At 51.8% G+C, this 16,982-nt stretch carries 13 protein-coding genes and 1 tRNA gene; 10 read left to right on the plus strand and 4 right to left on the minus strand.

Going from position 1 to position 16,982, the window contains the following annotated elements; genetic code table 11:
- Positions 1 to 159 precede the first annotated feature (159 nt).
- The 3 genes from rpsU to rpoD all read left to right on the plus strand — a co-directional run bounded on the left by rpsU (position 160) and on the right by rpoD (position 4,267).
- Complete coding sequence (gene rpsU / locus ACJHYD_RS10095) at positions 160 to 375, plus strand: 30S ribosomal protein S21 (RefSeq protein WP_001144069.1); 216 nt, start codon at positions 160 to 162, stop codon at positions 373 to 375.
- A gap of 110 nt (positions 376 to 485) precedes the next feature.
- Positions 486 to 2,231: a DNA primase gene (dnaG, locus tag ACJHYD_RS10100; RefSeq protein ID WP_000918827.1), complete on the plus strand. Its 1,746-nt coding sequence runs from the start codon at positions 486 to 488 to the stop codon at positions 2,229 to 2,231.
- 194 nt (positions 2,232 to 2,425) lie between these two features.
- The gene (rpoD, locus tag ACJHYD_RS10105) at positions 2,426 to 4,267 is read left to right on the plus strand and encodes an RNA polymerase sigma factor RpoD (protein ID WP_000437371.1); all 1,842 of its coding nucleotides are present in this window, start codon (positions 2,426 to 2,428) and stop codon (positions 4,265 to 4,267) included.
- A 78-nt stretch (positions 4,268 to 4,345) separates the two neighbouring features.
- Here rpoD and mug read toward each other — a convergent pair whose 3' ends face one another.
- Complete coding sequence (gene mug / locus ACJHYD_RS10110; RefSeq protein WP_042003623.1) at positions 4,346 to 4,852, minus strand: G/U mismatch-specific DNA glycosylase; 507 nt, start codon at positions 4,850 to 4,852, stop codon at positions 4,346 to 4,348.
- A gap of 124 nt (positions 4,853 to 4,976) precedes the next feature.
- Between mug and ACJHYD_RS10115 the strand changes: the two genes are divergently transcribed.
- Positions 4,977 to 5,052, plus strand: a tRNA-Ile gene (locus tag ACJHYD_RS10115).
- A gap of 53 nt (positions 5,053 to 5,105) precedes the next feature.
- On the opposite strand, the gene nfeF is transcribed toward ACJHYD_RS10115, so the two are convergent.
- On the minus strand, positions 5,106 to 5,870 hold the full coding sequence (nfeF, locus tag ACJHYD_RS10120; protein ID WP_109553691.1) for an NADPH-dependent ferric chelate reductase NfeF: 765 nt from the start codon (positions 5,868 to 5,870) through the stop codon (positions 5,106 to 5,108).
- Between the two features lie 277 nt (positions 5,871 to 6,147).
- Here nfeF and nfeR point away from each other — a divergent pair, with 277 nt between their 5' ends.
- Entirely contained in the window at positions 6,148 to 6,771 is a 624-nt protein-coding gene (nfeR, locus tag ACJHYD_RS10125; protein WP_000018005.1) for a DNA-binding transcriptional regulator NfeR, read from the plus strand.
- Between the two features lie 28 nt (positions 6,772 to 6,799).
- Here the strand turns inward: nfeR and aer are convergent, their stop codons facing one another.
- Entirely contained in the window at positions 6,800 to 8,320 is a 1,521-nt protein-coding gene (gene aer, locus ACJHYD_RS10130) for an aerotaxis sensor receptor Aer (protein ID WP_000094690.1), read from the minus strand.
- A 417-nt stretch (positions 8,321 to 8,737) separates the two neighbouring features.
- Between aer and ygjG the strand changes: the two genes are divergently transcribed.
- Complete coding sequence (gene ygjG, locus ACJHYD_RS10135) at positions 8,738 to 10,117, plus strand: putrescine aminotransferase (RefSeq protein ID WP_023063587.1); 1,380 nt, start codon at positions 8,738 to 8,740, stop codon at positions 10,115 to 10,117.
- Between the two features lie 41 nt (positions 10,118 to 10,158).
- Here ygjG and ACJHYD_RS10140 read toward each other — a convergent pair whose 3' ends face one another.
- Positions 10,159 to 10,491, minus strand: coding sequence for a tRNA-binding protein (locus tag ACJHYD_RS10140; protein WP_000450588.1), 333 nt, complete (start codon positions 10,489 to 10,491; stop codon positions 10,159 to 10,161).
- Between the two features lie 218 nt (positions 10,492 to 10,709).
- On the opposite strand from ACJHYD_RS10140, the gene ebgR reads away from it, so the two are divergent.
- The 4 genes from ebgR to ACJHYD_RS10160 all read left to right on the plus strand — a co-directional run bounded on the left by ebgR (position 10,710) and on the right by ACJHYD_RS10160 (position 16,911).
- A complete protein-coding gene (gene ebgR, locus ACJHYD_RS10145; RefSeq protein ID WP_000212438.1) occupies positions 10,710 to 11,693 on the plus strand; it encodes a transcriptional regulator EbgR in 984 nt (327 codons plus the stop codon).
- 183 nt (positions 11,694 to 11,876) lie between these two features.
- Positions 11,877 to 14,969 carry a beta-galactosidase subunit alpha gene (ebgA, locus tag ACJHYD_RS10150; RefSeq protein ID WP_001551677.1) on the plus strand — a complete coding sequence of 1,031 codons (3,093 nt, stop codon included), beginning with the start codon at positions 11,877 to 11,879 and terminating at the stop codon, positions 14,967 to 14,969.
- On the plus strand, positions 14,966 to 15,415 hold the full coding sequence (locus ACJHYD_RS10155; RefSeq protein ID WP_001551678.1) for a beta-galactosidase subunit beta: 450 nt from the start codon (positions 14,966 to 14,968) through the stop codon (positions 15,413 to 15,415). Before ebgA ends, ACJHYD_RS10155 begins: the two co-directional genes overlap by 4 nt.
- A gap of 62 nt (positions 15,416 to 15,477) precedes the next feature.
- A complete protein-coding gene (locus ACJHYD_RS10160; RefSeq protein WP_001285446.1) occupies positions 15,478 to 16,911 on the plus strand; it encodes an amino acid permease in 1,434 nt (477 codons plus the stop codon).
- Positions 16,912 to 16,982 lie beyond the last annotated feature (71 nt).

Genomic DNA, 16,982 nt, shown 5'->3' on the forward strand with positions numbered 1-16,982 from the left:
AAAGCCTCGTGTATACTCCTCACCCTTATAAAAGTCCCTTTCAAAAAAGGCCGCGGTGCTTTACAAAGCAGCAGCAATTGCAGTAAAATTCCGCACCATTTTGAAATAAGCTGGCGTTGATGCCAGCGGCAAACCGAATTAATCAAAGGTGAGAGGCACATGCCGGTAATTAAAGTACGTGAAAACGAGCCGTTCGACGTAGCTCTGCGTCGCTTCAAGCGTTCCTGCGAAAAAGCAGGTGTTCTGGCGGAAGTTCGTCGTCGTGAGTTCTATGAAAAACCGACTACCGAACGTAAGCGCGCTAAAGCTTCTGCAGTGAAACGTCACGCGAAGAAACTGGCTCGCGAAAACGCACGCCGCACTCGTCTGTACTAATTCCCCGAGAGCGTTGCTCTCCGATCAGACCGAGTTGTAGTTGTAAGGCCGTGCTTCCGAAAGGAATGCGCGGCTTATTTTCGTTTATGAATTGCTAAAAATCGGGGCCTATGGCTGGACGAATCCCACGCGTATTCATTAATGATCTGCTGGCACGCACTGACATCGTCGATCTGATCGATGCCCGTGTGAAGCTGAAAAAGCAGGGCAAGAATTTCCACGCGTGTTGTCCATTCCACAACGAGAAAACCCCATCATTCACCGTTAACGGTGAGAAACAGTTTTACCACTGCTTTGGATGTGGCGCGCACGGCAACGCGATCGACTTCTTGATGAACTACGACAAGCTTGAGTTCGTCGAAACGGTCGAAGAGCTGGCAGCAATGCACAATCTTGAAGTGCCATTTGAAGCAGGCAGCGGCCCCAGCCAGATCGAGCGCCATCAACGGCAAACGCTTTATCAGTTGATGGACGGTCTGAATACGTTTTACCAACAATCTTTACAGCAACCTGTTGCCACGTCTGCGCGCCAGTATCTGGAAAAACGCGGATTAAGCCACGAGGTTATCGCCCGCTTTGCGATTGGTTTTGCTCCCCCCGGCTGGGACAACGTCCTGAAGCGGTTTGGCGGCAATCCAGAAAATCGCCAGTCATTGATTGATGCGGGCATGTTGGTCACTAACGATCAGGGTCGCAGTTACGATCGTTTCCGCGAGCGGGTGATGTTCCCCATTCGTGATAAACGCGGTCGGGTGATTGGTTTTGGCGGACGCGTGCTGGGCAACGATACCCCCAAATACCTGAACTCGCCGGAAACGGACATTTTCCATAAAGGCCGCCAGCTTTACGGTCTTTATGAAGCGCAGCAGGATAACGCTGAACCCAATCGTCTGCTTGTGGTCGAAGGCTATATGGACGTGGTGGCGCTGGCGCAATACGGCATTAATTACGCCGTTGCGTCGTTAGGTACGTCAACCACCGCCGATCACATACAACTGTTGTTCCGCGCGACCAACAATGTCATTTGCTGTTATGACGGCGACCGTGCAGGCCGCGATGCCGCCTGGCGAGCGCTGGAAACGGCGCTGCCTTACATGACAGACGGTCGTCAGCTACGCTTTATGTTTTTGCCTGATGGCGAAGACCCTGACACGCTGGTACGAAAAGAAGGTAAAGAAGCGTTTGAAGCGCGGATGGAGCAGGCGATGCCACTCTCCGCATTTCTGTTTAACAGTCTGATGCCGCAAGTTGATCTGAGTACCCCTGACGGGCGCGCACGTTTGAGTACGCTGGCACTGCCACTGATATCGCAAGTGCCGGGCGAAACGCTGCGAATATATCTTCGTCAGGAATTAGGCAACAAATTAGGCATACTTGATGACAGCCAGCTTGAACGATTAATGCCAAAAGCGGCAGAGAGCGGCGTTTCTCGCCCTGTTCCGCAGCTAAAACGCACGACCATGCGTATACTTATAGGGTTGCTGGTGCAAAATCCAGAATTAGCGACGTTGGTCCCGCCGCTTGAGAATCTGGATGAAAATAAGCTCCCTGGACTTGGCTTATTCAGAGAACTGGTCAACACTTGTCTCTCTCAGCCAGGTCTGACCACCGGGCAACTTTTAGAGCACTATCGTGGTACAAATAATGCTGCCACCCTTGAAAAACTGTCGATGTGGGACGATATAGCAGATAAGAATATTGCTGAGCAAACCTTCACCGACTCACTCAACCATATGTTTGATTCGCTGCTTGAACTGCGCCAGGAAGAGTTAATCGCTCGTGAGCGCACGCATGGTTTAAGCAACGAAGAACGCCTGGAGCTCTGGACATTAAACCAGGAGCTGGCGAAAAAGTGATTTAACGGCTTAAGTGCCGAAGAGCGATCGGGAAGCCCCCGACAGCCGCACTGAGAGGCAGCGGCAAATATATAAGTACGCCCTCGTAATTATCGTTGGCGGTAAACAACCGTTGGATTTCAGCGTTAACGGCTGAAGGACATCGGGTCAATCGCCCAACACCAACCTCATGAAATAAGTGTGGATACCGTCTTATGGAGCAAAACCCGCAGTCACAGCTGAAACTTCTTGTCACCCGTGGTAAGGAGCAAGGCTATCTGACCTATGCCGAGGTCAATGACCATCTGCCGGAAGATATCGTCGATTCAGATCAGATCGAAGACATCATCCAAATGATCAACGACATGGGCATTCAGGTGATGGAAGAAGCACCGGATGCCGATGATCTGATGCTGGCTGAAAACACCGCGGACGAAGATGCTGCCGAAGCCGCCGCGCAGGTGCTTTCCAGCGTGGAATCTGAAATCGGGCGCACGACTGACCCGGTACGCATGTACATGCGTGAAATGGGCACCGTTGAACTGTTGACCCGCGAAGGCGAAATTGACATCGCTAAGCGTATTGAAGACGGGATCAACCAGGTTCAATGCTCCGTTGCTGAATATCCGGAAGCGATCACCTATCTGCTGGAACAGTACGATCGTGTTGAAGCAGAAGAAGCGCGTCTGTCCGATCTGATCACCGGCTTTGTTGACCCGAACGCAGAAGAAGATCTGGCACCTACCGCCACTCACGTCGGTTCTGAGCTTTCCCAGGAAGATCTGGACGATGACGAAGATGAAGACGAAGAAGATGGCGATGACGACAGCGCCGATGATGACAACAGCATCGACCCGGAACTGGCTCGTGAAAAATTTGCGGAACTGCGCGCTCAGTACGTTGTAACGCGTGACACCATCAAAGCGAAAGGTCGCAGTCACGCTGCCGCTCAGGAAGAGATCCTGAAACTGTCTGAAGTATTCAAACAGTTCCGCCTGGTGCCGAAGCAGTTTGACTACCTGGTCAACAGCATGCGCGTCATGATGGACCGCGTTCGTACGCAAGAACGTCTGATCATGAAGCTCTGTGTTGAGCAGTGCAAAATGCCGAAGAAAAACTTCATTACCCTGTTTACCGGCAACGAAACCAGCGATACCTGGTTCAACGCGGCAATTGCGATGAACAAGCCGTGGTCGGAAAAACTGCACGATGTCTCTGAAGAAGTGCATCGCGCCCTGCAGAAACTGCAGCAGATTGAAGAAGAAACCGGCCTGACCATCGAGCAGGTTAAAGATATCAACCGTCGTATGTCCATCGGTGAAGCGAAAGCCCGCCGTGCGAAGAAAGAGATGGTTGAAGCGAACTTACGTCTGGTTATTTCTATCGCCAAGAAATACACCAACCGTGGCTTGCAGTTCCTTGACCTGATTCAGGAAGGTAACATCGGCCTGATGAAAGCGGTTGATAAATTCGAATACCGCCGTGGTTACAAGTTCTCCACCTACGCAACCTGGTGGATCCGTCAGGCGATCACCCGTTCTATCGCGGATCAGGCGCGCACCATCCGTATTCCGGTGCATATGATTGAGACTATCAACAAACTCAACCGTATTTCTCGCCAGATGCTGCAAGAGATGGGCCGTGAACCGACGCCGGAAGAACTGGCTGAACGTATGCTGATGCCGGAAGACAAGATCCGCAAAGTGCTGAAGATCGCCAAAGAGCCAATCTCCATGGAAACGCCGATCGGTGATGATGAAGATTCGCATCTGGGGGATTTCATCGAGGATACCACCCTCGAGCTGCCGCTGGATTCTGCGACCACCGAAAGCCTGCGTGCGGCAACGCACGACGTGCTGGCTGGCCTGACCGCGCGTGAAGCGAAAGTTCTGCGTATGCGCTTCGGTATCGATATGAACACCGACCACACGCTGGAAGAAGTGGGTAAACAGTTCGACGTTACCCGCGAACGTATCCGTCAGATCGAAGCGAAGGCGCTGCGCAAACTGCGTCACCCGAGCCGTTCTGAAGTGCTGCGTAGCTTCCTGGACGATTAATCGGTAGGCCGGATCAGGTGTTACGCCGTACCCGGCACTAGTCCCTCCGCACAAACGCCACCTTTTCGGTGGCGTTTTTTATCGCCCACGCACTACCAGCGCCTGGTCCAGCTCGCGATACGCTTCAACCAGTTTCTCCAGTGAAACGCGACTTAAACCACTGGGATTTGGCAGCACCCAAATCTGCGTCGAACCAATGGTGAGCGTTTGTTTCCCCCACTGTGCACCGCGCTGGCTGAATCCCTGTTCATATGCTTGTTTGCCCAGAATCGCCAACGCCTGCGGCTGATAATTTTCAATTTTTTCAATCAGCTTACGCCCGCCTGCGTGTAGCTCCTGCTTTGAAACTTCATTGGCTTGCACCGTTGGACGGTCTACCAGTTTGGTGACGCCACAACGATAATCCAGCAGATGCTGTGCCTCCTGCGGCTTCAACTGACGGTCGGTAAACCCGGCCTGATATATCACCTTCCAGAAGCGATTTGCCGGATGAGCAAAGGGAAAACCAGTCCCGGCGGATGAAAGCCCAGGGTTGATACCGCAAAACACGACCCGTAACCCTGGAGCCAAAATATCCTCAACCATATTTACTCCTTTCTAACATCACCAGGAAAAGTATAACGGATTGAAAATACATTGTTTATAAAAACAGCAGGCGCGCGGTAATGGCTGGATTGCGACACGGAGTTACTTTATAATCCGCTACCATGGCCCCTTAGCTCAGTGGTTAGAGCAGGCGACTCATAATCGCTTGGTCGCTGGTTCAAGTCCAGCAGGGGCCACCAGACATAGCAAAGGCTGACGAGAAATCGTCAGCCTTTTTCTTTTTATATATCAGTTACTTTGCGTGCCAGTAAGCCGCTACACGTACCCGCTGTGGATCATACTGTTCCGCTTCAAAGCGGCGGCTTAAATTCTTAACGACTTTGCCTTCGCCGGTTATCCAGATGAAGTAATCATCGGCAGGGATTTGCATCTGCGCCAGACGCGCATCTACTGCCTGCTCATCATGTGCCAGCCATTCGATATTAAAACCATCAAGGTGCGCGAGATAATCCTGACAGGCGTTATCCCGCACGCTAACCAGCGCGCTAACTTGCGGTTTAACGGCAAGTTTGCTCAACGTTTCCAGGCGGCAGCGCAGTGCGGGCATTCCGGATTCATCGCAGACATACAGCTGATACGCGTAATCCTCTGGCACCACCAGCGAACCGCGCGGACCTGCCACCGTGAGTTTATCGCCCGGTTGCGCCTGCATCGCCCAGCCGCTGGCGACGCCACCTTCGTGAATAAAGAAATCAATCGCCAGTTCATGGCGTAGTTCGTCATACAGCGGTGTATAGTCACGCGACGGTGGGCGTGGTCCTTCCGGCCAGACGATGCCCTCTTCCGTTACTGTTGGCGGCACAAAGTGAGCATCAGATTGAGGAAAGAAGAGTTTGCTATGATCGTCAAAGCCGCGCGACGTAAAGCCGTCCAGCGCCTCGCCGCCGAGGACAATGCGTTGAAAACCGGCGCTGATGCGCTCAACGTGCAATACAGTCAGTTCACGGAAGCGCAGATCATTGCGAACGCGCTGCGGGTAGCGGGGGGAGTTATTCATTGTTATCGCCTTCATGATGGTAATCAGATATATCTAAATAAAATTTCGCAAATGATAATGATTGTTAATCATGATAAATGCAAGCGATTTGTAGAACTGATATATCTGAAGTATGAGAAGACATTCAGCGTCGTAGCAAGGCTTTCGGATGCGGCGTGAACGCATTATCCGGCCTGGATGTGAGGTGCATCCACGTTTAAAAATCATTTTTATACTTGCAAGAGCGCTCATATCAGATATAAATAAGATATATCTAATCAAGCAAAAGGAGACTGATATGAGCCATCATCACGAAGGGTGTTGTAAACATGAAGGCCAGCCACGCCATGAAGGCTGCTGCAAAGGTGAGAAGTCAGAACATGAGCACTGCGGACACGGTCACCAGCATGAACACGGTCAATGCTGCGGTGGTCGCCACGGTCGCGGCGGCGGTCGTCGGCAGCGTTTCTTTGGTCACGGTGAATTGCGTCTGGTGATTCTGGATATTCTCTCGCGCGATGACAGCCACGGTTACGAGTTGATTAAAGCGATTGAGAATCTAACCCAGGGGAATTACACCCCAAGCCCGGGCGTCATCTACCCGACGCTGGATTTTCTCCAGGAGCAGTCGCTGATTACCATCCGCGAAGAGGAAGGTGGTAAGAAGCAGATTGCGCTGACCGAACAGGGCGCGCAGTGGCTGGAAGAAAACCGCGAACAGGTGGAGATGATCGAAGAACGCATCAAAGCGCGTTGCGTTGGCGCTGCACTCCGCCAGAACCCGCAAATGAAGCGGGCACTGGATAATTTTAAAGCGGTGCTGGATTTACGCGTCAACCAGAGCGATATCACTGATGCGCAGATAAAAAAGATCATTGCGGTGATCGACCGCGCCGCTTTTGATATTACGCAACTGGATTAATCACCGATTGCCGGATGCGGCATATCGATTAATGCAGCACCGTCACCGCGTCTTCCAGTCGGCTGGCGCGGTGTTTCACCATCGCCGACACCTGCGCACTCTCTTCCACCAGCTCGGCATTTTTCTGGGTGATGAGGTTAAGCTCATCCACTGCACGGGTCAGGCTGGAAAGCCCATCGGCCTGTTCCAGCGTTGAATGGCTAATCTGAGCTATCAACTGGGTGACGTTTTTCACCTGTGCAACAATATCTTCCATCGTCCGTCCGGCTGCGTGTACCTGCTGCGAACCGGATTGCACCTTATCAGCACTGGCATCAATCAGCTTGCGAATATCGTTGGCAGCATTGGCGCTGCGGCTGGCTAAATGACGCACTTCCCCTGCCACCACTGCAAAACCTTTGCCTTGTTCGCCGGCACGCGCCGCTTCCACCGCCGCATTCAGGGCCAGAATATTGGTCTGAAACGCAATATCGTTAATCAGCGAAGTAATGGTGCCAATGCGCTGGGTACTGTCGGCGATATCGTCCATTGTCTTGATCACCGTGGTCATCGCCTCCCCGCCCTGCACTGCCGCATTACTGGCAGTGATAGAAAGTTTATCGGCAGCCGACGCCGTGGCAGAGTTCTGTTTCACCGACGCCGCCATTTGGTTCATGGTCGCCACCGTTTGCTGAACGTTATCAACTGTCTGCTGGGTATGTTCGTTCAGTTCATCGGTACCTTTCGCCAGCGTCTCACTGCCGTTTCTGACACTGGACACCTGGCTTGAGACATCGTTAATTAGCCAACGGCACATCAGGCCAAGCTGCCCTACCGCGCGTAATGTCAGCCCCAGCTCATCGCTGCGATTCAGATGCTCAACACTATTACGCTCTCCGGTCGCCACCTTCAGTGCCTGACGGGCGACATTTTCTATCGGGCGGACAATCTGCCATTCAAAACAGGCGCTTGCCAACAATACCACTAACGCACAGAGGATATACGTCACCACCGGGGCAGCAACAAACCAAAGCATGACCGCCAGCAAGATAAACATCAGGGTCATCACGCCACGCGCCCGCCAGCGAAGCGGTAATGAAGGCAGTTTACCCAGCCAGCCTTTACGCACCACCAGGCCTTTATGAATACGCTTACTGGTACGTCCGGCGTTCAACGCTTTGTACAGCGGCTCCACCGCCGCGATCTCTTCATCCGTCGCCCGGGTACGAATCGACATATAGCCACTGATTTTTCCCTCGCGCACCATCGGTACCGCATTGGCCCGCACCCAATAATGGTCGCCATTTTTGCGGCGATTTTTCACGATGCCGCTCCAGGGCTCCCCTTTTTTCAGGGTGAACCACATATCTGCAAACGCCGCTTTTGGCATATCCGGGTGACGCACCATGTTGTGCGGCTGCCCTTGTAACTCTTGCAAGGTAAAGCCGCTCACCTGCACAAAAGTGTCATTAGCATGAGTGATATAGCTTTGCAGATCGGTAGTGGACATCAGAGTGGTATCGTCCGCCAGCGGGGTATTTTGCTGGGTGACATACGGATGAGAAGACATGTTCGCGTCCTGTGCAGGTTATATGGTTGTTAACTTCTTGTCAGAGTTTATGTCGGCCCCGCTGCGGTTATCTTTAACTGATTAATTTGATTTAGATCGCAATTTGTGATTAAAGCATAAATCTAATCCCTTGATTTAAAATACTTTCACTCTGTTACTATACGAAAACGTTAATTATCTTGCCCAAAAATCAGGCAGTTGTTGCCCTGAAAGTGTGCATTTGTGAAGCAATCGCCAAATCCATACCCGACAAAAACCGTGCAAAATAACAACATATGTTAACAAATAGCATTAAATATTGCACAAATGATAACCGAATTTGTGTTTATCCCGATTTTCGCGATCGCAGCCGGAGTGGCGCAATCCCTGCAATACTTAAATCGGTATCATGTGATACGCGAGCCTCCGGAGCATATTTTGAACAGGTTACCTTCGAGCGCATCTGCTTTAGCGTGCAGCGCCCACGCCCTGAATCTCATTGAAAAGCGAACGCTGGATCATGAGGAGATGAAAGCACTTAACCGGGAGGTGATTGAATACTTCAAAGAGCATGTCAATCCGGGGTTTTTAGAGTATCGCAAATCTGTTACCGCCGGCGGGGATTACGGAGCCGTAGAGTGGCAAGCGGGAGGTTTAAATACGCTTGTCGACACCCAGGGACAGGAGTTTATCGACTGCCTTGGAGGTTTTGGAATTTTCAACGTGGGGCACCGTAATCCAGTTGTGGTTTCCGCCGTACAGAATCAACTTGCGAAACAACCGCTGCACAGCCAGGAGCTGCTCGATCCGTTACGGGCGATGCTGGCGAAAACCCTTGCGGCGCTAACGCCCGGTAAACTGAAATACAGCTTCTTCTGTAATAGCGGCACCGAGTCCGTTGAAGCAGCGCTGAAGCTGGCGAAGGCTTATCAGTCACCGCGCGGCAAGTTTACTTTTATTGCCACCAGCGGCGCGTTCCACGGTAAATCACTTGGCGCGCTGTCGGCCACGGCGAAATCGACCTTCCGCAAACCATTTATGCCGCTGCTGCCAGGGTTCCGTCATGTACCGTTTGGCAATATCGAAGCCATGCGCACGGCCCTTAGCGAGTGCAAAAAAACCGGTGATGATGTTGCTGCAGTGATCCTTGAGCCGATTCAAGGTGAAGGTGGCGTCATTCTGCCGCCGCCGGGCTATCTCACCGCCGTGCGTAAGCTGTGCGATGAGTTCGACGCACTGATGATCCTCGATGAAGTGCAAACCGGTATGGGGCGCACGGGCAAGATGTTCGCCTGCGAGCATGAGAACGTACAGCCGGACATCCTGTGTCTGGCAAAAGCCCTCGGCGGCGGCGTGATGCCGATTGGCGCAACCATCGCTACTGAAGAGGTGTTTTCCGTCCTGTTCGACAACCCGTTCCTGCATACCACCACCTTTGGCGGCAACCCGCTGGCCTGTGCGGCGGCGCTGGCGACCATCAATGTGTTGCTGGAACAAAACTTACCGGCTCAGGCTGAACAAAAAGGCGATATGTTGCTGGACGGTTTCCGTCAACTGGCGCGGGAATATCCCGATCTGGTACAGGAAGCGCGTGGTAAAGGGATGTTAATGGCGATTGAGTTTGTTGATAACGAAATCGGCTATAACTTTGCCAGCGAGATGTTCCGCCAGCGCGTTCTGGTGGCCGGAACGCTCAATAACGCCAAAACGATCCGCATTGAACCGCCACTGACACTGACCATTGAACAGTGTGAACTGGTGATCAAAGCGGCGCGTAAGGCGCTGGCAGCCATGCGAGTAAGTGTCGAAGAAGCGTAATATCAAATCGGATGGCGATACGACGTCGCCATCCGATCTTTTTATACGATACGTACGCCCGCAGGCATCATCCGCTCCGGCGTTAACAGCACGCTTTCACTGCCGTCATCGGTTTCCGCACACAACAGCATGCATTCCGACGTTTCACCGCGCATTTTCGCTTTTTGCAGATTGCATAAGACCACCACCGTTTTTCCCATCAGCTCTTCTTCGCTGTAGTACGGCACCAGGCTGGTCACGGTTTGCAGCGTTTTTTCACCCACATCAACCTGTACGATGTACAGCTTGTCGGCGTTTTCATGACGTTTCACTTCCACAATCTTTCCGACGCGCATTTCCAGACGTGCAAAATCAGCGTAAGCCACGGTTTCCATTGTTTCCTCCCTTCGGGTAAAATTTTACTAAACTATAGCAAAAGTTTTTCTCAATCCTGTAGGCTAAAAATGGAGAATGCAGGCGTGATCACATTCGCAAGCCGCTGTGTTACCGTTACAGCGTCAAAGAAACGCGCTTTATTTACTGAAAACAGGTGATCCGATAAGCACTTCCTCTACAATGGAGGCGCACATCAGGGAAAGTAAAAAAGGTAAACATGGCAACACTAAAAGACATCGCAATCGAAGCTGGCGTATCCCTGGCGACAGTATCCAGGGTCTTAAATGACGATCCGACATTGAATGTGAAAGAAGAGACGAAACATCGCATTCTCGAGATCGCCGAAAAGCTGGAGTACAAGACCAGTAGCGCCCGTAAACTCCAGACAGGCGCAGTTAACCAACACCATATTCTGGCTATCTACAGCTACCAGCAGGAGCTGGAGATCAACGATCCTTACTATCTGGCGATCCGCCACGGCATTGAAACTCAGTGCGAAAAGCTGGCGATCGAACTGACCAACTGTTATGAACACAACGGCTTACCAGACATTAAAAACGTCACCGGTATTTTAATTGTCGGCAAACCCACGCCCGCCCTGCGCGCCGCCGCCTGTGCGTTGACCGACAATATCTGTTTTATCGACTTTCACGAACCTAGCAGCGGTTACGATGCGGTGGATATCGATCTGGCACGCATCAGTAAAGAAATCATCGACTTCTATATCAACCAGGGCGTTAATCGTATTGGTTTTATTGGCGGTGAAGATGAGCCAGGCAAGGCGGATATTCGTGAGGTCGCCTTTGCGGAATATGGCCGACTGAAACAAGTGGTACGCGAAGAGGATATCTGGCGCGGCGGTTTTTCCAGTTCGTCGGGCTATGAACTGGCAAAACAGATGCTGGCGCGGGAAGACTATCCGAAGGCACTGTTTGTTGCTTCCGATTCCATTGCTATCGGCGTACTGCGGGCGATTCATGAACGTGGCCTGAACATCCCACAGGATATTTCACTTATCAGCGTTAATGATATCCCCACCGCGCGATTTACCTTTCCGCCGCTCTCCACCGTGCGCATCCATTCCGAAATGATGGGAAGCCAGGGCGTTAACCTGGTGTATGAAAAAGCCCGCGATGGTCGCGCGCTGCCGCTGTTAGTCTTCGTTCCCAGCAAATTAAAACTGCGCGGCACGACCCGTTAAATCCCCTTACACACTGTCCGGCAATCGTTTTTGCCGGACAGTGCTGCCGTTTATTTTCGTGATCCAGTTAAAGTAAATGCATTTACCCGCTACTTTTTAGTAAAAATTTTACTAAACTCCCCAGCAATTACACAAACTACCATCACCATAAATGGTTCCGATTTCTCTCTACCGGGAGGCCCTATGAATCGCTGGGAAAACATTCAGCTCACCCACGAAAACCGACTTGCGCCGCGTGCGTACTTTTTTTCATATGATTCTGTTGCGCAAGCGCGTACCTTTGCCCGCGAAACCAGCAGCCTGTTTCTGCCCTTAAGCGGTCAGTGGAATTTCCACTTTTTTGACCACCCGCTGCAAGTGCCAGAAGCCTTCACCTCTGAGTTAATGGCTGACTGGGGGCATATTACCGTCCCCGCCATGTGGCAAATGGAAGGTCACGGCAAACTGCAATATACCGACGAAGGTTTTCCATTCCCCATCGATGTACCGTTTGTTCCCAGCGATAACCCAACCGGTGCCTATCAACGTATTTTCACCCTCAGCGACGGCTGGCAGGGTAAACAGACGCTGATTAAATTTGACGGCGTCGAAACCTATTTTGAAGTCTACGTTAACGGTCAGTATGTGGGTTTCAGCAAGGGCAGTCGCCTGACCGCAGAGTTTGACATCAGCACGATGGTTAAAACCGGCGACAACCTGTTGTGTGTGCGCGTGATGCAGTGGGCGGATTCCACCTACGTGGAAGACCAGGATATGTGGTGGTCGGCGGGGATCTTTCGCGATGTTTATCTGATCGGAAAACAACTAACACATATTAACGATTTCACCGTTCGTACCGACTTTGACGAAGCCTATTGCGATGCCACGCTTTCCTGCGAAGTGGTGCTGGAAAATCTCGCCGCCTCCCCTGTCGTAACGACGCTGGAATATACCCTGTTTGATGGGGAACGCCTGGTGCACAGCAGCGCCATTGATCATTTGGCAATTGAAAAACTGACCAGCGCCAGCTTTGCTTTTACTGTCGAACAGCCGCAGCAATGGTCAGCGGAATCCCCTTATCTTTACCATCTGGTCATGACGCTGAAAGACGCCGACGGCAACGTTCTGGAAGTGGTACCACAACGCGTTGGCTTCCGTGATATCAAAGTGCGCGACGGTCTGTTCTGGATCAATAACCGTTATGTGATGCTGCACGGCGTCAACCGTCACGACAACGATCATCGCAAAGGCCGCGCCGTTGGAATGGATCGCGTCGAGAAAGATCTCCAGTTGATGAAGCAGCACAACATCAACTCCGTGCGTACCGCTCACTACCCGAACGATCCGCGTTTTTACGAACTGTGTGATATCTACGGCCTGTTTGTGATGGCGGAAACCGACGTCGAATCGCACGGCTTTGCTAATGTCGGCGATATCAGCCGTATTACCGACGATCCGCAGTGGGAAAAAGTCTACGTCGAGCGCATTGTTCGCCATATTCACGCGCAGAAAAACCATCCGTCGATCATCATCTGGTCGCTGGGCAATGAATCCGGCTATGGCTGTAACATCCGCGCGATGTACCACGCGGCGAAGGCGCTGGATGACACGCGACTGGTGCATTACGAAGAAGATCGCGATGCTGAAGTGGTCGATATTATTTCCACCATGTACACCCGCGTGCCGCTGATGAATGAGTTTGGTGAATACCCGCATCCGAAGCCGCGCATCATCTGTGAATATGCTCATGCGATGGGGAACGGACCAGGTGGGCTGACGGAGTACCAGAACGTCTTCTATAAGCACGATTGCATTCAGGGACATTATGTCTGGGAATGGTGCGACCACGGGATCCAGGCGCAGGATGACAACGGCAATGTCTGGTATAAATTCGGCGGCGACTACGGCGACTATCCCAACAACTATAACTTCTGTCTTGATGGTTTGATCTATTCCGATCAGACGCCGGGACCGGGCCTGAAAGAGTACAAACAGGTTATTGCGCCGGTAAAAATCCACGCGCTGGATCTGACTCGCGGCGAACTGAAAGTCGAAAATAAACTGTGGTTTACCACGCTTGATGACTACACCCTGCACGCAGAGGTGCGCGCCGAAGGTGAAACGCTCGCGACGCAGCAGATTAAACTGTGCGACGTTGCACCGAACAGCGAAGCCCCCTTGCAGATCACGCTGCCGCAACTGGACGCTCGTGAAGCGTTTCTCAACATTACGGTGACCAAAGATTCCCGCACCCGCTACAGCGAAGCCGGGCATTCTATCGCCACTTATCAGTTCCCGCTGAAGGAAAATACCGCGCAGCCTGTACCTTTCGCACCGAATAATGCGCGTCCGCTGACGCTGGAAGACGATCGTTTGAGCTGCACCGTTCGCGGCTACAACTTCGCGATCACCTTCTCAAAAATGAGTGGCAAACCGACATCCTGGCAGGTGAATGGCGAGTCGCTGCTGACCCGCGAGCCAAAGATCAACTTCTTCAAGCCAATGATCGACAACCACAAGCAGGAGTACGAAGGGCTGTGGCAGCCGAATCATTTGCAGATCATGCAGGAACATCTGCGCGACTTTGCCGTAGAACAGAGCGATGGTGAAGTGTTGATCATCAGCCGCACGGTTATTGCCCCACCGGTGTTTGACTTCGGGATGCGCTGCACCTACATCTGGCGCATCGCTGCCGATGGCCAGGTTAACGTGGCGCTTTCCGGCGAGCGTTACGGCGACTATCCGCACATCATTCCGTGCATCGGTTTCACCATGGGGATTAACGGCGAATACGACCAGGTGGCGTATTACGGTCGTGGACCGGGCGAAAACTACGCCGACAGCCAGCAGGCTAACATCATCGATATCTGGCGCAGCACCGTCGATGCCATGTTCGAGAACTATCCCTTCCCACAGAACAACGGCAACCGTCAGCATGTCCGCTGGACGGCACTGACTAACCGCCACGGCAATGGTCTGCTGGTTATTCCGCAGCGCCCAATTAACTTCAGTGCCTGGCACTACACCCAGGAAAACATCCACGCTGCCCAGCACTGTAACGAGTTGCAGCGCAGTGATGACATCACCCTGAATCTCGACCACCAGCTGCTTGGCCTCGGCTCCAACTCCTGGGGCAGCGAGGTGCTGGACTCCTGGCGCGTCTGGTTCCGTGACTTCAGCTACGGCTTTACGTTGCTGCCGATTTCTGGCGGAGAAGCTACCGCGCAAAGCCTGGCGTCGTATGAGTTCGGCGCAGGGTTCTTTTCCACGAATTTGCACAGCGAGAATAAGCAATGAGGATCATCGATAACTTAGAACAGTTCCGCCAGATTTACGCCTCTGGCAAGAAGTGGCAACGCTGCGTTGAAGCGATTGAAAATATCGACAACATTCAGCCTGGCGTCGCCCACTCCATCGGTGATTCATTGACCTACCGTGTGGAAAATGACTCCGCGACCGATGCGTTATTTACCGGGCATCGACGCTATTTTGAAGTGCATTACTACCTGCAAGGGCAGCAAAAAATTGAATATGCGCCGAAAGAGACATTACAGGTAGTGGAATATTATCGTGATGAAACTGACCGTGAATATTTAAAAGGCTGCGGAGAAACCGTTGAGGTCCACGAAGGGCAAGTCGTTATTTGCGATATCCATGAAGCGTATCGGTTTATCTGCAATAACGCGGTCAAAAAAGTGGTTCTTAAAGTCACCATCGAAGATGGTTATTTCCATAACAAATAACAACTACGGCGGCAAAAGGAGTTTGCCGCCACCGCTACCCTACACATTTTCGGAGATGTGTTATGTCTGATACCAAACGTAATACAATCGGCAAATTCGGCTTGCTCTCGCTGACTTTTGCCGCCGTTTACAGCTTTAACAACGTTATCAATAATAATATTGAGCTTGGACTGGCCTCGGCACCGATGTTTTTCCTCGCGACGATTTTTTATTTTATTCCCTTCTGTCTGATCATCGCAGAATTTGTTTCGTTAAATAAAAACTCAGAAGCTGGTGTCTACGCGTGGGTAAAAAGTTCGCTGGGCGGGCGTTGGGCATTTATTACTGCCTATACCTACTGGTTCGTAAACCTGTTCTTTTTCACCTCGCTGTTACCGCGCGTTATTGCTTATGCTTCGTATGCCTTCCTCGGCTACGAATATATTATGACACCGGTTGCCACCACCATTATCAGTATGGTGCTGTTCGCCTTCTCCACCTGGGTTTCTACCAACGGGGCGAAAATGTTGGGGCCAATTACCTCCGTCACTTCAACGCTGATGCTGCTGTTAACGCTCTCCTACATTTTACTGGCAGGCACGGCGCTGGTTGGCGGCGTACAGCCTGCCGATCCGATCACTGTTGACGCGATGATCCCGAACTTCAACTGGGCGTTCCTCGGCGTTACCACCTGGATCTTTATGGCCGCAGGTGGCGCGGAGTCCGTCGCGGTGTACGTTAACGACGTCAAAGGCGGTTCGAAATCGTTCGTTAAAGTGATCATCCTCGCCGGGATTTTTATCGGTGTGCTGTATTCCGTCTCCTCGGTACTGATTAACGTCTTCGTCAGCAGCAAAGAGTTGAAATTTACTGGCGGATCGGTGCAGGTATTCCACGGCATGGCGGCGTATTTTGGTCTACCGGAAGCGTTGATGAATCGCTTTGTCGGTCTGGTGTCCTTTACCGCGATGTTCGGTTCCCTGCTGATGTGGACCGCAACGCCGGTGAAAATTTTCTTCTCCGAAATCCCGGAAGGCATCTTTGGTAAGAAAACCGTCGAACTGAACGAAAACGGCGTTCCGGCGCGCGCAGCGTGGATCCAGTTCCTGATCGTCATCCCGCTGATGATTATCCCGATGCTCGGTTCCAATACCGTGCAGGATCTGATGAATACTATTATTAATATGACTGCCGCAGCGTCCATGCTTCCGCCGTTATTCATCATGCTGGCTTACCTGAATTTACGCGCCAAATTAGATCACCTGCCACGTGATTTCCGTATGGGTTCCCGCCGCACCGGTATTATCGTTGTTTCAATGCTGATTGCGATATTTGCCGTAGGGTTTGTCGCTTCGACATTCCCGACTGGCGCGAATATTCTGACCATCATTTTTTATAACGTCGGCGGTATTGTTATCTTCCTCGGCTTTGCGTGGTGGAAATACAGTAAATATATAAAGGGATTAACGGCTGAAGAGCGCCATATTGAAGCGACGCCAGCCAGCAATGTTGATTAAGCAGACTAATAAAAAATGAGCAGGCATTTTCCCTCTTCCTGGATGGGGAGAGGGAAAATAGTTTCTGCCTT

The sequence above is a fragment of the Escherichia sp. WS1368 genome (genome assembly GCF_046487485.1).
GTDB classification, from domain to species: Bacteria; Pseudomonadota; Gammaproteobacteria; order Enterobacterales; family Enterobacteriaceae; genus Escherichia; species Escherichia coli.